Consider the following 17,043-nt stretch of genomic DNA (forward strand, 5'->3'; position numbering starts at 1 on the left):
TTCAAACTGACATCTCAACACATCTTCAAATTGGTACATTTTCAAATTGACACATCAACACATCTTCAAATTAAAGTATATAGATTTTACTTTCCGCTAAGGCTTTTTCAATTCCGTTTGGATCCTTACCTCCTGCCGTAGCAAAGAACGCTTGGCCTCCACCGCCACCTTGAATGTATTTCCCTAACTCCCGAATCATTTGTCCGGCATTTAAAGATTTTTCTTCGGCTAATTTTTTATCGATGTAAATAGAAAGTAAGGCTTTCCCGTTTTGCTTAGAGCCTAACACCATAAACAAACTCTCTACTTCACCTCCCAACTGAAAAGATAAATCTTTCATCGCTCCTGCATCCAAGTCTACCTCTTTTGCCAAAAACTGAACGCCGTTTACTTCCGTTAAGGCAGCTTTTAAATCTCCTTTTACATTTCCAGCTTTCTCTTTCTTAAGCTGTTCTATTTCTTTCTTTAACTGCGAATTTTCATCTTGTAAATCTCCAACCACTTTAAGCGGATTTTTAGTGTTCTTCACCAAGGTTTTTAGGTCATTAAAATGCTCACTTTGCTGAGTTAAAAAATCTTTAGCCGCATCGCCTGTAATGGCTTCAATACGTCTTACTCCAGAGGCTACAGCTCCTTCCGAAAGGATTTTAAAATGCCAAATATCACTGGTGTTACTTACGTGCGTACCGCCACAAAGCTCTATAGATTCTCCGTAGCTAACAATTCGCACGGTATCGCCATATTTCTCGCCAAACAACCCAATAGCGCCTTGTTCTAAAGCCTTATCGTAAGCGATATTACGTTGTTCTTCTAAAGGTAGTTGCTGTCGAATACGCGCATTGACAAAATTTTCTATTTGCTTTAATTCTTCCGAAGAAACTTTACTGAAATGAGAAAAGTCAAAACGTAAGTAACCGCTATGCACCATAGAACCTTTTTGCTCTACGTGTTCGCCTAAAACATTGCGCAAAGCTTGATGTAATAAATGTGTTCCCGTGTGATTGGCAGCAGCACGCTTACGTTGCTTTTCATCTACCGCAGCTTTAAAATTACCTTTTAGATCTTCGGGTAAAGTCTTAGTGATATGTATAATTAAATTGTTTTCTTTTTTGGTATCTACAATATAGGTAACGTTTCCATTGGCCGCTTCTAAATACCCCTTATCGCCTACTTGTCCTCCGCCTTCTGGATAGAAAGGCGTTAGATTGAACACCAATTGATACAATTCGCCCTCTTTGGTACTCTCTACTTTTCTATATTTCGCAATTTTCACATTAGCCTCAAGGTGATCGTAGCCAATAAATTCTTCCACGTCATCTTCAAATAAGATTTGCCAATCTTCTGCTTTCGTTTGTGCCGCAGAACGCGAACGTTCTTTTTGTTTTTGCAATTCGGTTTCAAAAGTAGCCTGATCTAAAGTGTATCCTTTTTCTTCTAAGATCAAGGCTGTTAAATCGATAGGAAAACCAAAAGTATCATAAAGCTCAAAGGCTTTTTTACCAGAAACCTCTTTCCCTTTGGTAGAATCAATAATACTATCTAACAACACCAAACCTTGATCTAAAGTTCTTAAGAATGAATTTTCTTCTTCCTTAATTACATTTTCACAAAGGTTTTTTTGCTTTTTAAGCTCTGGGAATTGTTTCCCCATTTGTTTGCTTAACGTCTCCACCAATTTGTAAATAAAAGGCTCTTTGGTATTTAAGAATGTAAATCCGTAACGAATGGCACGACGCAAAATACGTCGAATCACATACCCAGCTCCATTATTGCTTGGTAACTGCCCGTCGGCTATCGCAAAAGAAACCGCTCTTACGTGATCTGCAATTACGCGAATGGCGATATCTGTTTCTTCTCCCGAAGCTTCGGGATTCCCATAGGTAGAATTCGTAATCGCTTGTATTTCTCTAATAAGCGGTGTAAAAACATCGGTATCATAATTAGACTTCACATCTTGCATGACCATCGCCAAACGTTCAAAGCCCATTCCTGTATCGATATGCTTATTGGGAAGCTCCACCAATTTTCCCGTGGCCATTCGGTTGTACTGTATAAAAACCAAATTCCAAATCTCCACCACGTGACGATGATCCTGGTTCACTAAATCTTTTCCAGGGATCTTTGCTTTTTCTTCTTCAGAACGAATATCAATATGAATTTCAGAAGCAGGTCCGCAAGGTCCTTGATCTCCCATCTCCCAAAAGTTATCTTTTTTATCACCTAATAGAATACGTTCTTCAGGAACAATAGCTTTCCATAAATCAAAAGCCTCTTGATCTAAACCTAAGCCATCTTCTTTGTCTCCCTCAAAAACGGTTACATATAAATTTTCTGGGGTAATTTGAAACTCTTCCGTTAGCAACTCCCAAGCCCATTCTATGGCTTCTTTCTTAAAATAATCTCCAAAACTCCAGTTTCCAAGCATCTCAAACATGGTATGGTGATAAGTATCTTTTCCTACCTCTTCCAAGTCATTGTGTTTTCCGCTTACGCGTAAACATTTTTGCGTATCGGTGGCACGAGAGTTTTTAGGGGTAGCATTTCCTAAAAAATATTCTTTAAACTGATTCATTCCTGCATTGGTAAACATAAGACTAGGGTCATCTTTAATGACCATAGGCGCAGAAGGAACAATTTCGTGTTTTTTAGATTCAAAAAAAGCTAAAAATTTAGAACGGATTTCTTGTGATTTCATATACTTACCTTAATGGGATAAACGTTATAATTATGTTACTAGTGAAACAATTTCTATATTTGTTCGTCTTTCTAAGCATAACACTTAGTTGCAAGTCGCAAAAATAGTATAATTTAAAAGAATGTCGAAAGTTAAATATTATTACGATAGCGAAAGTCTTTCTTATAGAAAAATAGAAAGAAAAAAAGGGCGCCGTTTAGGCTTTATAGCGCTTGCTATTGCTGGGAGTTTTCTTTCTGGTTTTTTATTATTGTTGGTGTACCTCAACCTACCACAAATAGAAACGCCTAAAGAAAAAGAATTAAAAAGGGAACTTAACTACATGGGCTTGCAATACAAGATATTGAATAAAAAGATGGGACAAGCGCAGAAAGTCTTGGCTGAAGTTGAGAATAGAGATAACAATATTTATAGGGTTTATTTTGAAGCAAATCCCATTCCTGAAGAGCAGCGAAAAGCTGGTTTTGGAGGAATTAACCGCTATAAAAACCTAGAAGGCTACGACAACTCTCAACTGGTTATCGAGACAAAGAAGAAGATGGATATCTTAAAAAAGCAGATTGTGGTTCAGTCTAAATCACTCGATGAAATTGCGCTGTTAGCAGAAAAGAAAGAAAAATTATTAACCGCGATTCCTGCGATTCAACCTGTAAAAAACGAAAACCTTACCCGAATGGCTTCTGGTTACGGGATGCGTATGCACCCCATTTTAAAATACCGAAAAAAGCACAACGGCATGGATTTTACCGCAAAAACAGGAACTAAAGTTTACGCTACGGGAGATGCCGTGGTGAAAAAAGCTTCTAGAACTACTGGTTATGGAAACTTGGTGGTGTTGGATCATGGCTTTGGTTACGAAACTTATTATGCGCACTTAAGTAAATACAAAGTTAGAAAAGGACAAAAAGTAAGTCGGGGAGAAGTGATTGCAGAAGTGGGGAGTACCGGTCTTTCTACTGCACCTCACCTACATTATGAAGTGCATAAGAATGGAAATGTAATTAACCCCATTAACTTTTATCACGGAGATCTAACCGCTGAGGAGTACGACATTATGCTTAACCAGTCCAATTTGGAAAACCAATCGCTAGATTAATGAAAGTCAATTTACCAGAAAAATTGTATTACAGCATTGGGGAGGTGGCCAAAGCTTTTAAGGTGAACGCTTCGCTTATCCGCTTTTGGGAAAAGGAATTTGATGCCATTCAACCTAAGAAAAACGCCAAAGGAAACCGTAAATTTACTCCGCAAGACATTAAAAATCTAGAGTTTATTTATCATTTGGTAAAAGAACGAGGTTTTACGCTAGAAGGAGCCAAAATCCACCTGAAAGAAGAAGGCAAAAAAACACTACATAACTACGAGATTATTCGTAAATTAGAAACCATTAAATCAGAATTAACCAAAATCAAAAATCACATCTAACACACCTTACTTATGAAAAAGTGGCTTATTCCATTAATTATTATTGTAGTCCTTGGTTTTATTGCTGTTAGTGTTTTTGGCGGAATAAATAACACCGCCGTAGAACATGAAGAAAACGCAAAAACTGCCTGGGCAAATGTAGAGGGAGCATACCAACGTCGTTCAGATTTAATTCCTAATCTAGTAAGCACCGTAAAAGGAGCAGCAGATTTTGAACAAGAAACGCTTACAGCTGTTATTGAAGCTAGAGCAAAAGCAACTTCTGTTAATGTAAATGCCGACAATCTAGATGCGGCATCTATTGAAAAGTTTAAAGAAGCTCAAGGCGGATTAAGCTCTGCCCTATCTCGCCTATTAGTAAGTGTAGAACGTTATCCCGAACTAAAAGCAACAGAGAACTTTAAACAATTGCAATCCCAATTAGAAGGCACAGAAAACCGAATTAATGTAGAAAGAAACCGTTACAATGAAGCGGTTAGAAATTACAACACCTACATTAGAAAGTTCCCTAACAATATGGTGGTGGGTATGTTTGGTTTTGAAAGAATGACTCCTTTCTCTGCCGATGAGGGATCAGAAAAAGCTCCTGACGTAGATTTTAAAAACTAGACGTATGTCCATCAACCTGATTACTCCCGAAGACGAAAAAGAAATCGTTTCGGCCATACAAGAAGCCGAGAAAAACACCTCTGGAGAGATACGGGTGCATATAGAGAAAGAATGTAAAGAAGACGTTTTTAGCCGAGCTAAAAACGTCTTTGAATATTTAAAGATGCACGAAACCGAGTTAAAAAACGGTGTACTTTTTTACGTTTCTACTATAGATCGTCGATTTTATATTCTTGGCGATCAAGGAATCAATAAAGTTGTCACAGACGATTTTTGGGAAAGCACCAAAGAGGTTGTAATTGCTCACTTTAAAAAAGAGCAATTCAAACAAGGTTTGGTAGAGGGTATTTTAAAAGCAGGAGAACAGCTAAAGAAGTTTTTTCCTTACGCAACAGACGATATCAACGAATTGTCTGATGAAATTTCAAGAGGTTAATGATACAATTCAAAAAACAGAAATCACTAGTCTATTTCACGCTCCTTTTTTTAGGGTTTTTTCTTTGTTACACTTCCGCGGAAGCGCAATTAAATATCCCTGCAAAACCCAAAGAGCAAACCAGTGTCTATGACGGAGCAAATGTGCTCAATGCCGCAGAAAAAAGCAGGCTTGAGCAAAAATTGATTCGCTATGCGGATACGACTTCTACACAGATTGTGGTGGCTACCATCAAAGATCTTAACGGAGAATATATTGGGACTTATGCCGCCGAATGGGCACACGCATGGGGAATTGGACAAAGCGATAAAGACAACGGGTTGCTGATTCTCCTTTCTGAAAAAGATCGAAAAATTTGGATCACCACAGGTTACGGACTAGAATCTTACCTCACCGATTTTAAAAGCAAAGAAATTATAGATCGTATCATTACGCCAGAGTTTAAACGCGGCGATTACTACGCTGGTTTGGATAAAGGTACCACGGCGGTTTTTCAGGTTTTAAGCGGCACCTATAAGGGCGCCCCAAAACGAAAATCCTCTGGAGAAGGCGGTTCTGTTCCCTACTTATTTATAGCGTTTATCGTTTTTACCATCATCATTTCCCTTGTAAAAAACAATAAAGGAGGCGGTAAAAATGGCGGAAGACGTAGTGGCGCTAGTAGCCTTCTAGATGTACTTATTTTAGGCAGTATGGGACGTGGCTTTGGTGGCGGTTCTTCAGGCGGCTTTGGCGGTGGCGGAGGATTTGGCGGCGGAGGCGGCTTCAGTGGAGGTTTCGGCGGCGGCGGATTTGGCGGCGGTGGCGCTGGCGGAAGCTGGTAAAGATGAGACGTGAGAATGTTAGATGTGAGATGATAGCGTCTAGATTTAAAATTATTGATTTTCGATAAAGAGACAAGAACCAAGACTTGATTGTAACTAAACGATAAACAGCAATTATTTCCATTATAATTATCCTCTCACTATTAATAAAATCAGTAAAAAAAAGCGATGTCTCTATTTAAAATATTTTGAGACTTCATAGATCCAAAGAGCTCATTCACTTTACGCCATTTTTAACCGAACACTAATAAAAATAAAAAGGCCCAATTCTAAAATAGAATTGGGCCTTTTTATTTTTATTAAAGAGCCTTTAGAAATTAAACTCTCTATGAGAGCAAGAAGATTAGAATCTTCCTCCTTTTTTATTAGGGTCTTTTCCGCCAAACTTACTTAGTTTATACGTAAAGCTAAACATCACATATTGTTCTAAAACCAACTCTTGGGTATCTTGTACAAAATCATCTCCTGTATTTCTGCTTGTAGAAATATTTTGATCTAACACATCAAATACTTTCACTTTAAAAATACCATCATCCCCCATTACTTTATATCCTAAACTCATATTCCACAACACAAAATCATTCTTAAAACCCGGAGCTATATTTCCCAAATGACGGTAAGAAATGTCGTTTCCAAACACAAAATTTTTAGGCCAATACGAAGTAACTTCTAAAGCAATATCGTGATTAATGTAGTTTTGATCTCGGGTATTATTTAAACTGTACTTGGCATTGTTAAAGCTGATATCATAGGAAGGCTCTACCGTTAGAACATCTATAATATCATATTGAACTCCAACGCGCGGACTTACAATGTAGCGATTAGAATCAAATTTAACGCCGTTAGAAAAACCTAAGTCTTTACTAAAGTTCCCATTCACTCCTGCATCAATTTTAATGGTGTTTTTACTTTCTAACGTAATGGTTTTATCCAAACTCGCACCTACAAACATACTATAAACTCCATCTACGTTAGTATAAGTCGTTGTTCTTACCAAATCCTCATTCGTGGTAGTGATGGCCACCACTTTATCATTGGTAAGGTTTCCTCCTAAATAAGCATAAAAACCTGAGCGACTTTTAAAATCATAGTTATTAAAGTTCATATACATTCTATGCTCCAATGAAGGATCCAAATTAGGATTACCTGTTACCACATTTAAAGGATTGGTTGTATTGGTTACCGGCTGTAACTGAGTGATAGAAGGCGTATCTCTAGAGTTTCTATAGTTAAAATAAATCGACTTAGTTTTATTGATTTTATACCTAAAATAAGCATTAGAATAGAGGTTGTTATACGTATTATCAAAAGACGTTTCAGAAAATAAATCCTCATTCTTTAACCTCACATTCTCTAACCCTCCAGAGATGCTTGCTCTTAATTTATCATCTTTATACACCAAGCCAATATTTGGACGGTGGTTAAAAGTTTCTGAATTAAAATCATTACTTAACGTATCTACAAGCACGTCATACTCGCCAGTGACATCATCTTTCTCGTAGATTAAACGCTCACTCTTACCCTTAGATTTCGTGTAGCTATAAGAAACATCTAAAGATAATTTTTCGCTTAACGGAAGTCTCGTATTCGCTCTAACACTATACTCGTCCTTTCTAGTATTTTGATTGATAAATTGATCCTGAATATCTGTATCTTCTAGATTTCCTAAATCATCATATATTTCTCTAGAAGAGAAGTATACATTTTCTTCTTCGGAAGTGTTATTGGTATTATCAAAACCAAGACTTATAAAACCACCTTTAGACCCAAATTTTCTAGTTACATTTAATCGGTTACTAAAATTGGTGCTCGAAAGGTTTGAGAATTGTTCGGTTTCTGCATTGTTAATAGGATTTCCATCTTCTCCAAAAGAACTTGTATTAGAGTTACTCTTAGAGAAACCTTTGTTCACCGTCATATTAGGACGAAAAGAAATCCGCGTAAGCGTATCGGGTTGAAATTCAAATCCGAATCTAGCTCTATGGTTGTCATTTTTTCTATCTGAGGAAGAAATAGAATTATTAAAATAAGTCCGGTCTGGAAGAATATTTTCTCTTTCAATCTGTGTTCTCGTTTTGGTATCGCCTCTATTAAAAAAGTAATTGGCAGAAAGCTCTGTCTCATCATCCCATTCGTTCACCAAACTGATTCCGCCGTTATCAGATTTTGTGACTCCGCCGCCACCGCCAAACGAGTTTCCATTTATACTAAAACTGCCATTGCTGCTTCTAGCAATGGAATAAGCACTTCTTCCCATGGCGTCAAAAACCTCATCAAAGGTAAAACCAGAAGAGTTGATATTGTTAGAACTTGCCAAAATACTCACTCTTAAATCGTCTTTAAAGTAATTTCCTATTCCGCTAAGTTCATAGCGCTCATCGGTTCCTCCTCCTGCGGTTAAACGGGCGAAATAACCTTTATTTTTATCTTCATCGATGGTGATGTTAATGGTCTTGTTTTCTGAATCTCCTTCTTTTCCCGTAAATTCTTCCGACTTGGTTTTGGTATCTACCACCTGGATTTTATTAATGATTTCTTTTGGCAGGTTTTTGGTTGCAATTTTAGGATCGTCTCCAAAAAACTCTTTTCCGTTTACTAAAACCCTAGATACTTTTTTTCCGTTTACTGAAACTGCCCCGTCTTTATCTACGGTAACGCCAGGTAATTTCTTTAAAACCTCCTCCAAATTGGCATCTGCCTTGGTCTTAAAAGAAGATGCATTAAACTCTAGCGTATCTGTTTTTATAGAAACGGGAGCTTTGGTTGCTTGCACCACAACTTCACCAAGCGTGTTATCGGCTAGATTTAGCGTAATACTTCCGGTATTAATCATGCTATTTTCAGAAAGTTGGTATTTTTTCTTATAGGTTTGAAATCCGGTAAAAGAGATGTATAAGTTCACTTCGGTTGCATCGGTAGAACCTTCAATGACAAAACTTCCATCCACATCAGTAATCGTATAGTCTACCAAAGAACTGTCTTTTACAGTTTCTACGTAAATAGTAGCCGACTCTAGAGCCACATTCTCACTGTCAATAACTTTACCTTGAATCTTGTATTCTTGCGCTTCCGCGGAAGCGAAAATCAATAAAAAACCCAGTAAAAAAAACTGGGTAAGCATGTTTTTAAATGCCATAGATGGTGTTTTAATCATTAGTTTACTATTAATAGACTTAAAAAAAGCATAAAAGTTTCATTAGAAAGCTAAATTATTTTTGAAAATCCTTTTTTCTCACTCCTTAACTGGTGTAAAAAGACATTCCATTAATTTCAAAAACTCCAATAAAAAAGGAGATAAAGTCAAAATGGCTTCTCTCCTTTGGTATTATATTTAAACTAAAATTTATTTTTTACGCATATAAACGGAAATGGGTACTCCTTTAAAATCAAATTCGTCTCTTAATTTGTTTTCTAAAAATCGCTTGTAAGGATCTCTCACATATTGAGGCAAATTACAGAAAAAAGCAAACTGTGGTTGCGGTGTTGGCAACTGCGTGATAAATTTAATTTTTACATATTTTCCTTTGTAGGCTGGCGGCGGATAGTTTTCTATCATAGGAAGCAAAGTTTCGTTAAGCACGCTGGTCTTAATTTTCTTGCTTCGGTTTTTGTAGACTTCCACTGCCGTTTCCATGGCTTTAAAAATACGCTGTTTGTTCAAAACCGAGATAAATACAATAGGCACATCTGTAAAAGGCTCTATCTCTCTACGTATTTTAGCTTCAAACTCTTTCATGGTGTTGGTTTCTTTCTCCAACAAATCCCATTTATTTACCAAAATCACAATTCCTTTACGATTGCGTTGTGCCAGCCAAAAGATGTTTTGTACCTGCCCATCAAATCCGCGAGTGGCATCTAAAATCAATAGGCAAACATCGGCGTGTTCAATAGCACGAACACTTCGCATCACCGAGTAAAATTCTATATCTTCTTTAACTTTCGTTTTTCTTCTTATTCCTGCAGTATCTACCAAATTGAATTCGAATCCAAAGCGGTTGTATCTTGTATCGATAGAATCTCTTGTGGTTCCCGCAATATCGGTTACGATGTAACGCTCTTCTCCAATCAACGCATTAATGAAAGAAGATTTTCCTGCATTAGGCCTTCCAACTACCGCAAAACGTGGCAATTCTTCTTCTTCTACCTCTTCTACTTCTGGTAAAGCTTTTACCACAGCATCTAGCAAATCTCCAGTTCCACTACCATTAATTCCAGCAATGGTATAATATTCGCCTAAACCAAGAGAGTAAAACTCCATCGCTTGTTCTTCACGAGCGCCGTTATCTACTTTATTCACAGTTAAGAAAACCGGCTTTTTTACTTTTCTAAGTAACTGGGCCACATCTTCATCCATAGGGCTAATTCCGCCTTCTACATCTACCATAAAGATGATCACATCTGCCTCTTCAATAGCCAAAACTACTTGTTTATCTATTTCTGCTTCAAAGGCATCATCACTTCCAATAGCGTAACCTCCTGTATCAATAACAGAGAATTCCCTTCCATTCCAGTCAGATTTTCCATAGTGACGATCTCTGGTAACTCCGCTCACCGCATCAACAATAGCTTCTCTTCTTTGAATTAATCGGTTAAAGAAAGTAGACTTCCCTACATTTGGTCTTCCTACAATAGCTACGATATTTCCCATAATCTTTCTTTTAGGCTGCAAAAGTACATGTTAAATAGAATAAAATATACGTTTGGGTATGATTTTAAAGAGAAGTTTTATTTGACATAGCGCTTAAGCTTTGCTTGGTCGCTTTGGCCAATTTGAATTTAAGATAATATAACGAGCTCATCAAGGCTCCTTTTAAATTCAATTTTCTCTCTTCGATGCTAAGTTTTTCAAGGTTAATCTTTGCTTCCTTTGGGGAGTGTGACTGTAATGTCTCCTTAAAAGCGGCAAGTTTTTCTTCGAGCTGAGCCACAACTTCTTCCATCTCATCTTCAGACTCCAGCGCACTTATTTTCTCAATAGAAAGATCTAATTCTGCATTCATTTTCTTTAATTCAGTATAAAGACTATCGCTAGGTTTACTCCAATTACCTTCTTGTTGCTGGACATGTTGATAAATAGAATCTACTATCTCGTTTTCCTGAGCGGCTTTTTCATTAAACTTTCTGCTCATATCTACAAAAGCGTGTTCCACTTGATGATCCATATGTGTAGGATCTAAGGTTTCTTTATAAGGGTTTTTTTCATCTTTACAAGAAAAGAGAAAAACTCCGACACACAAAAGGACTAAAATTTTATTCACTTTATACCGTATTATTTATTATTGTATCCAAAACGTTTTAACTGTCGCTCATCACTTCTCCAGTTTTTATTCACTTTTACATAAAGCTCTAAATGCACTTGCTTTCCAAAAAATTTCTCTAAGTCTTTTCTAGCTTCTACTCCTACTCGCTTTAAAGCACTTCCTTTATGACCAATGATAATTCCTTTTTGAGTTTCGCGTTCTACCATAATCACACTTCGCATGCGGATGATGTTCTCTTCTTCAAAAAACTCTTCGGTATCTATTTCTACACTGTACGGAATTTCCTTTTTGTAATGAATAAGAATTTTTTCTCGTACAATTTCATTCACAAAAAATCGCTCGGGCTTATCGGTTAAAGCTTCTTTATCATAAAACGGTGGAGATTCTGGAAGAAGGGCTAAAATGCGATTAAAGACTTCTGGCACTCCAAAATTCTCCAAAGCTGAAATAGCAAAAACCTCTGCATTAGGAACTTTTGCTTTCCACAAATCTACTTGCTCTTCTACCATTTCTTGGTTTCCTTTATCTACTTTATTCAGCAGTAATAAAACCGGTATTTTTGCTTTCGTGATTTTTTCAAAGAAATTCTCATCCTTTAATTCTTTCTCTCCCAATTCTACCAAATAGATAAGCACATCGGCATCTTCAAAAGCCGATTTCACAAAATCCATCATGGAAGCCTGAAGCTCATAAGCCGGTTTAATGATTCCCGGAGTGTCACTTAACACCACTTGAAAATCTTCTCCGTTTACAATTCCTAGAATTCTATGTCTGGTGGTTTGCGCTTTACTGGTAATAATCGATAGACGTTCCCCAACAAAGGCGTTCATTAACGTAGACTTTCCCACATTAGGATTTCCTACAATATTTACAAAACCTGCTTTATGTGCCATGCTTTTTTTTTGCAAAGATAGAATTTATTGAGTCAACTTGTTGATTCTCTATCTATTTAGAAAATTTTACCATTTTTTAAACACATTATCTTACTGATATGATGTAACTTAAAACAAAAAGATGAAGAATTTAGGACTTCCGCTTTTAGCGATAACTACATTTATACTCTTAACGGTGACTATTTTTGCCGCTATGGGTTTCTCCTTTTCTTGGATATTTTATCTAACAATTCTAGGAAAAACCTTCTTGGTATTTACCGTTTACAGAGTATTGAAAGATCATTACAGCACTAAAAAGACCTTTGCAGATGGTTACGAAGATGTGCCTTATAGAGATGAATATAAATTATAAAAAAAGCCTAGTCTTTTAAAACTAGGCTCTTTTGTACTCTTATAAATAGATGAATTATTTTTTCTCCCATCTATCATTCATACCATCAATATCTGATACTTTCTTCTGTGGATCAAATTCAACCGATTTAATTTCTCCATCGGTTGCCATAAAGTGCTCCCAAGTATCCCCACGCTGCCAAATCTCTACTGGCAAATCGATTAATTTAGAAGAACCATCTTCCATTTTCACCAATAACTTTACAGGCATAGGAATTTCGGCTACTTTTTCAATTTTGATAAGGAAACCGTTTTCTTCTTTCTCTACACCTTTTACGGCGATATCAATATTATCTGTTCCGTAGAACCAACTTTTCCAAAACCATGCTAAATCTTCTCCCGTAGCATTTTCCATATGATTGAAAAAATCTGAAGGTTGTGGGTGCTTATAAGCCCAAGTTTTAATGTAAGATTTAAACGCATAATCAAAACGTTCCTCTCCAAGAATATACTCTCTAAGCATAATTAAACCAGCAGCGGGTTTGTAGTATGCTGTATAGCCTAAGTTTCTTAAGTTGGTCACATCGGGATAGTTGTCTATTCCTTCTCTATTCTCACTCGTTAAATAACTCTTTAATATTCTTACACTTCCTACACGAGAAGGATATTCTCCATCGTTAAACGCCAACGTGCTGTAGTGGTTAATAAAGGTATTAAAACCTTCGTCCATCCAAGCAAATCTTCTCTCGTTGCTTCCTACAATCATAGGAAACCAGTTGTGACCAAATTCGTGATCTGTCACGCCCCAAAGAGAAGAGCCTTTACTCTTCCAGCTACAAAAGCTAACTCCAGGATATTCCATTCCGCCTACTTCTGCTGCTACATTAATAGCATTCACATAAGGATATTCAAAATAGTTTTCAGAATAAAACTCTATAGATTTTTTGGTATATTCTGTAGATCTAGACCAAGCTTCTTGTCCGTCACTTTCTTTCGGGTAAACCGATTGTGCCAATCCTGTATTGTCTTTAGATAAGTTCATTTTTGCTGCATCCCAAATAAAAGCGGGTGATGATGCAAAAGCAACATCTCTCGTATTATCCATTTTAAAATGCCACGTAAGCGTTCCTTTATTTTTCACACGAGAAGACTTTTTCCCTACCTCCTCTGGCTTAATAATGTAAACCGTTTCATCGCTTTCTTGCGCTTTCTTCCATCTCTTTAGTTGTGTTTTTGTCAACACATCTTTAGGGTTTTGAAGCACTCCAGATCCTATTACCGTATGGTTATAAGGCGCTGTAATTTTATAATCGTAGTTTCCATAATCTACATAAAACTCTCCTGCTCCCAAATATGGGTCAGTGTTCCATCCTAATACGTCATCAAAAACAGCTACTTTAGGAAACCATTGTGCCAACGCATAAATAGTACCTTGCTCTACGTCTAATCTTCCCATACGATCCATTCCTTCTACGGGAATTTTATAAGAGAAGTTCATTTTTACCGTTGCTTTTCCACCATTGGCTTTTATAGGCTTATCAAAGAACACTTGCATTCTGGTGTCGTTAACAAGGTATTTGTTAGAAGTTACTCCATTCGCTTTCGCGGAAAAATTAGAAACGCTATATCCACCTTCCACGTCACCATTGTAACGGTTTCCTTTCATTGGGGTGGTTAAAGTTCCACGAGAATCTTCAGTAAATCTGTTTTGTTCTAAGTACAGCCAGATAAAGTTTAAATCTTCTGGACTGTTGTTGGTATACTCAATCTCAATATTACCGCTAATGTTGTGCGTTTTATCATCTAAGCTTACTGCGATATTGTAGTCTGCACTGTTTTGCCAATATTCTGGTCCCGGTTTACCCGAAGCCGTTCTATAGGCAGAACCTTGACGATACATAAGGTCTGTAAAGTTATGCTGATTGTTTTCTTTTGCTTCTGGCACCTGCGCCCAAGTCACAAAAGAGCATAGCATCGTTAAAATTAAAAAATAGGAATTAAAGTTTCTCATAATTTTATTCTCGAATTTGATTTATTAAAATAAGGGTTGATTTTGGAGTAATGTATATCGCTAAAATTGCTGATAAGTTTATCTGCTTTTGAATAATCTTGGTTTTTAGAATTCGGGCTTTTAAACGCCACACAGTAAATTTGAGCTGCTTTCGCGGCTTTTATTCCGCTGGTAGAATCTTCAATTACCATACAATTTTCGATGCCAAAGCCTGAAGATTGCGCTGCTTTTTGAAAAATCTCGGGATGCGGTTTGGAAGCTTTTAAATCGGCTCCGCTTAGTTTCTCCACAAAATACTGATTTAAATCAAAACGTTCAAAAACGCTGTTGATGGTTCCCATAGACGCCGAAGACGCCAAAACCAAGGTCAATCCTGCTTCATGATAGTTTTGAATCAACTCCCGAACGCCTTCGATTAAATCTAAATCTGGATCGCTTTTAAAAAGCTTTTTAAAAATAGATCTTTTCTTATCTACCAGTTCTTGCGGCGGATTGGGAAGCTCAAAAAACTCACACAATTGCCTACACACATTTATGGTAGATTGTCCCGTAAAGCTTTGGTATTGCTTTGCTGAAACTTCTATTTGATAATGATCAAACATTCCAAAATAGGCCTTATAGTGGAGAGGTTCTGTATCTACAATCACCCCGTCCATATCAAATAATACAGCTTTTAGCACGATAACTTAATTTTACGCCGAAGATACGAGCAATGTCTTAGTTTTAAAAATAAAAGCATTTACATTTTCAAGAGCACCTCAATATCCTTCTGCATTTTCTTAGGAGCAGTCGTTGAAGTGTATCTTTTAAAGGGTTTTCCGTCTTTATCGATTAAGAACTTAGTAAAATTCCATTTAATTTTACTGCTCAAAAATCCGCTAAGGTGACTTTTAAGATAGTTAAATATAGGATGTGCGTTCTTTCCATTGACTTTTACTTTTTCCGTTAACGGAAAAGTAACTCCATAGATATGCTCACAAGTAGATTTCATTTCCTCATTACCTAAAGGTTCTTGCCTCATAAATTGATTACAAGGAAAACCAATGACCACCAAACCCTGATCTTTATATTTTTGATGAAGACGCTCTAATTCTTTAAATTGAGGCGTTAATCCGCATTTAGTGGCCGTATTCACTACAAGCACCACTTTATTTTTAAAATCTTTAAAGTCGATTTCTTCACCACTAGAACTAGCTATTTGATAGGTATGAAACTTACTCATGTTTTTCTACAAAGGTCTTTTTAAAAATTTAAGTAGCAGTTTAACAGATGTTAATTTAAAATAAGGCTGCTCAAAGAATGAAACAAGTAAAGTGATTTTTAATAAAGACGCTTCACATAATTCTAAACGAATCTTCAACACTAAAAACTTAGCCCACTTGAGATTATATTCTTTGGACAGCCTTAAAAATGATCCTTAAATTTTAACAATCATCTTTCCTTTATTTTTTCCATCAAAAAGATCTATAAATGCTTGTGGCGTATTTTCAAAACCTTCCACTATAGTTTCTTCAAATTTTAATTTACCTTCTTTTAGCCAAGTGGCTAATTGTTTAATTCCCTCCCCAAATTCATCTTCGTAGTTACTTACAATAAAGCCTTGCATTTTTGCACTGTTTTTTATCAATAAGGGCTCTACCCTAGGACCTGTAGGAATTTCGGTATCATTATATAGAGAAATAGCTCCGCAATTAATGATCCGCGCAAATTGATTGATATTGACTAAAACGCCATCAGAAACTTCACCTCCCACGTTATCATAATAAACGTCAACCCCATTGGGAGCAGCTTCTTTTATCGCTTTAGACATAGTTTCGGTGCTTTTATAATTGATGCCCACATCATACCCAAACTTATTTTTTATCATTTCAATTTTTTCCTCGCTACCAGCAATTCCAATGGTTTTTAATCCTTTGATTTTAGCAATTTGTCCCACGGTACTTCCTACGGCACCAGCCGCGCCAGACACCACAATAGTTTCACCTTTTTTAGGTTCGCCAATGTGTGTTAGTCCAAAATAAGCGGTTAACCCTGTCATCCCTAAAATCCCTAAATAAGCTGAAAGAGGAACTTCCCCTTCGTCTATCTTTCTTAATCCTTTAGCTTTACTGACTTGCCTTTTCTTCCAAGGAAGCATTCCCGTTAAATAATCTCCTTCTTTAAAGGAATCGTTTTTAGACTCTAATACTTTTACTACAAGAGCCGAGCTTAGGGGCTCGTTTAACTTAAAGGCTTCAATGTAAGATTTCTCATCTCGCATTCTCCCTCTTAAATAAGGATCTACAGAAATGTATTGAGTTTCTAACAAAACTTCGCCTTCTTTTAATTGAGGCTCGTCAATTTTATTGATTTCAAAATCTGAATTGGTGGGTTTTCCTTTAGGTCTACTTTTTAAAATGATTTCTTGATTCATAGTTTTTTGTTTAAAGTTAAGCCGATTCAACCTTAATCGCTGTTAAGTTCTTTTTAAACTTAGCTTCTTAAACGTTAAGACTAGTTAGGTGAAAATTTAACTTTTATAACTCGCTAATTTTCAGTATTTTGTATAAGGAACCCCCA

General features: G+C 36.6%; 15 protein-coding genes. 6 read left to right on the forward strand and 9 right to left on the reverse strand.

Translation table 11 applies throughout. The annotated features are described in order from the left end of the window. Window positions 1–70: 70 nt before the first annotated feature. Entirely contained in the window at window positions 71–2,695 is a 2,625-nt protein-coding gene (alaS, locus tag RBU60_RS08155; RefSeq protein WP_308864317.1) for an alanine--tRNA ligase, read from the reverse strand. Between the two features lie 121 nt (window positions 2,696–2,816). Here alaS and RBU60_RS08160 point away from each other — a divergent pair, with 121 nt between their 5' ends. The 5 genes from RBU60_RS08160 to RBU60_RS08180 are packed head-to-tail and all read left to right on the forward strand — an operon-like array spanning window position 2,817 to window position 5,989. After that, a complete protein-coding gene (locus RBU60_RS08160; RefSeq protein ID WP_308864319.1) occupies window positions 2,817–3,791 on the forward strand; it encodes a M23 family metallopeptidase in 975 nt (324 codons plus the stop codon). Further along, window positions 3,791–4,120: a MerR family transcriptional regulator gene (locus RBU60_RS08165; protein ID WP_308864320.1), complete on the forward strand. Its 330-nt coding sequence runs from the start codon at window positions 3,791–3,793 to the stop codon at window positions 4,118–4,120. Before RBU60_RS08160 ends, RBU60_RS08165 begins: the two co-directional genes overlap by 1 nt. Before the next feature lie 12 nt (window positions 4,121–4,132). Then, window positions 4,133–4,729 carry a LemA family protein gene (locus tag RBU60_RS08170; protein WP_308864322.1) on the forward strand — a complete coding sequence of 199 codons (597 nt, stop codon included), beginning with the start codon at window positions 4,133–4,135 and terminating at the stop codon, window positions 4,727–4,729. A 4-nt stretch (window positions 4,730–4,733) separates the two neighbouring features. Further along, window positions 4,734–5,165, forward strand: coding sequence for a TPM domain-containing protein (locus tag RBU60_RS08175; RefSeq protein ID WP_308864323.1), 432 nt, complete (start codon window positions 4,734–4,736; stop codon window positions 5,163–5,165). Continuing rightward, window positions 5,165–5,989, forward strand: a complete 825-nt coding sequence (locus tag RBU60_RS08180) for a TPM domain-containing protein (RefSeq protein WP_308864324.1) — start codon at window positions 5,165–5,167, stop codon at window positions 5,987–5,989. Before RBU60_RS08175 ends, RBU60_RS08180 begins: the two co-directional genes overlap by 1 nt. A gap of 343 nt (window positions 5,990–6,332) precedes the next feature. Here the strand turns inward: RBU60_RS08180 and RBU60_RS08185 are convergent, their stop codons facing one another. From RBU60_RS08185 to era, 4 genes are all read right to left on the reverse strand, one after another. Further along, complete coding sequence (locus tag RBU60_RS08185) at window positions 6,333–9,125, reverse strand: outer membrane beta-barrel protein (RefSeq protein WP_308864326.1); 2,793 nt, start codon at window positions 9,123–9,125, stop codon at window positions 6,333–6,335. A gap of 207 nt (window positions 9,126–9,332) precedes the next feature. Continuing rightward, window positions 9,333–10,637, reverse strand: a complete 1,305-nt coding sequence (der, locus tag RBU60_RS08190; RefSeq protein WP_308864327.1) for a ribosome biogenesis GTPase Der — start codon at window positions 10,635–10,637, stop codon at window positions 9,333–9,335. Window positions 10,638–10,701: 64 nt separating this feature from the next. Beyond that, window positions 10,702–11,247 carry a hypothetical protein gene (locus RBU60_RS08195; RefSeq protein ID WP_308864328.1) on the reverse strand — a complete coding sequence of 182 codons (546 nt, stop codon included), beginning with the start codon at window positions 11,245–11,247 and terminating at the stop codon, window positions 10,702–10,704. Between the two features lie 11 nt (window positions 11,248–11,258). Beyond that, entirely contained in the window at window positions 11,259–12,143 is an 885-nt protein-coding gene (era, locus tag RBU60_RS08200; protein ID WP_308864329.1) for a GTPase Era, read from the reverse strand. Between the two features lie 121 nt (window positions 12,144–12,264). Between era and RBU60_RS08205 the strand changes: the two genes are divergently transcribed. Then, window positions 12,265–12,495 (forward strand): hypothetical protein, encoded by a 231-nt coding sequence (locus tag RBU60_RS08205; protein WP_308864330.1) that lies wholly within the window; start codon window positions 12,265–12,267, stop codon window positions 12,493–12,495. 54 nt (window positions 12,496–12,549) lie between these two features. Here the strand turns inward: RBU60_RS08205 and RBU60_RS08210 are convergent, their stop codons facing one another. The 4 genes from RBU60_RS08210 to RBU60_RS08225 all read right to left on the reverse strand — a co-directional run bounded on the left by RBU60_RS08210 (window position 12,550) and on the right by RBU60_RS08225 (window position 16,897). After that, window positions 12,550–14,484 carry a M1 family metallopeptidase gene (locus tag RBU60_RS08210; protein WP_407660196.1) on the reverse strand — a complete coding sequence of 645 codons (1,935 nt, stop codon included), beginning with the start codon at window positions 14,482–14,484 and terminating at the stop codon, window positions 12,550–12,552. Then, entirely contained in the window at window positions 14,481–15,164 is a 684-nt protein-coding gene (locus RBU60_RS08215) for an HAD family hydrolase (RefSeq protein WP_308864331.1), read from the reverse strand. The genes RBU60_RS08210 and RBU60_RS08215 overlap by 4 nt, the downstream gene beginning before the upstream one ends. A 59-nt stretch (window positions 15,165–15,223) precedes the next feature. Further along, window positions 15,224–15,706, reverse strand: a complete 483-nt coding sequence (locus RBU60_RS08220; protein WP_308864332.1) for a glutathione peroxidase — start codon at window positions 15,704–15,706, stop codon at window positions 15,224–15,226. A gap of 195 nt (window positions 15,707–15,901) precedes the next feature. Continuing rightward, window positions 15,902–16,897: an NADP-dependent oxidoreductase gene (locus RBU60_RS08225; protein ID WP_308864333.1), complete on the reverse strand. Its 996-nt coding sequence runs from the start codon at window positions 16,895–16,897 to the stop codon at window positions 15,902–15,904. Between the last annotated feature and the right edge of the window lie 146 nt (window positions 16,898–17,043).

Source organism: Mesonia profundi, assembly GCF_031085155.1.
In the GTDB taxonomy this organism is placed as follows: Bacteria; Bacteroidota; Bacteroidia; order Flavobacteriales; family Flavobacteriaceae; genus Mesonia; species Mesonia profundi.

Bases quoted from the DNA above. Each gene is read 5' to 3' on its own strand.
- RBU60_RS08165 (WP_308864320.1), top strand. From the start codon at position 3,791: ATGAAAGTCAATTTACCAGAAAAATTGTATTACAGCATTGGGGAGGTG.
- RBU60_RS08205 (WP_308864330.1), top strand. From the start codon at position 12,265: ATGAAGAATTTAGGACTTCCGCTTTTAGCGATAACTACATTTATACTC.
- RBU60_RS08170 (WP_308864322.1), top strand. From the start codon at position 4,133: ATGAAAAAGTGGCTTATTCCATTAATTATTATTGTAGTCCTTGGTTTT.
- RBU60_RS08225 (WP_308864333.1), bottom strand. From the start codon at position 16,897: ATGAATCAAGAAATCATTTTAAAAAGTAGACCTAAAGGAAAACCCACC.
- der (WP_308864327.1), bottom strand. From the start codon at position 10,637: ATGGGAAATATCGTAGCTATTGTAGGAAGACCAAATGTAGGGAAGTCT.
- RBU60_RS08180 (WP_308864324.1), top strand. From the start codon at position 5,165: ATGATACAATTCAAAAAACAGAAATCACTAGTCTATTTCACGCTCCTT.
- RBU60_RS08210 (WP_407660196.1), bottom strand. From the start codon at position 14,484: ATGAGAAACTTTAATTCCTATTTTTTAATTTTAACGATGCTATGCTCT.
- RBU60_RS08220 (WP_308864332.1), bottom strand. From the start codon at position 15,706: ATGAGTAAGTTTCATACCTATCAAATAGCTAGTTCTAGTGGTGAAGAA.
- RBU60_RS08160 (WP_308864319.1), top strand. From the start codon at position 2,817: ATGTCGAAAGTTAAATATTATTACGATAGCGAAAGTCTTTCTTATAGA.
- RBU60_RS08175 (WP_308864323.1), top strand. From the start codon at position 4,734: ATGTCCATCAACCTGATTACTCCCGAAGACGAAAAAGAAATCGTTTCG.
- alaS (WP_308864317.1), bottom strand. From the start codon at position 2,695: ATGAAATCACAAGAAATCCGTTCTAAATTTTTAGCTTTTTTTGAATCT.
- RBU60_RS08185 (WP_308864326.1), bottom strand. From the start codon at position 9,125: ATGGCATTTAAAAACATGCTTACCCAGTTTTTTTTACTGGGTTTTTTA.
- era (WP_308864329.1), bottom strand. From the start codon at position 12,143: ATGGCACATAAAGCAGGTTTTGTAAATATTGTAGGAAATCCTAATGTG.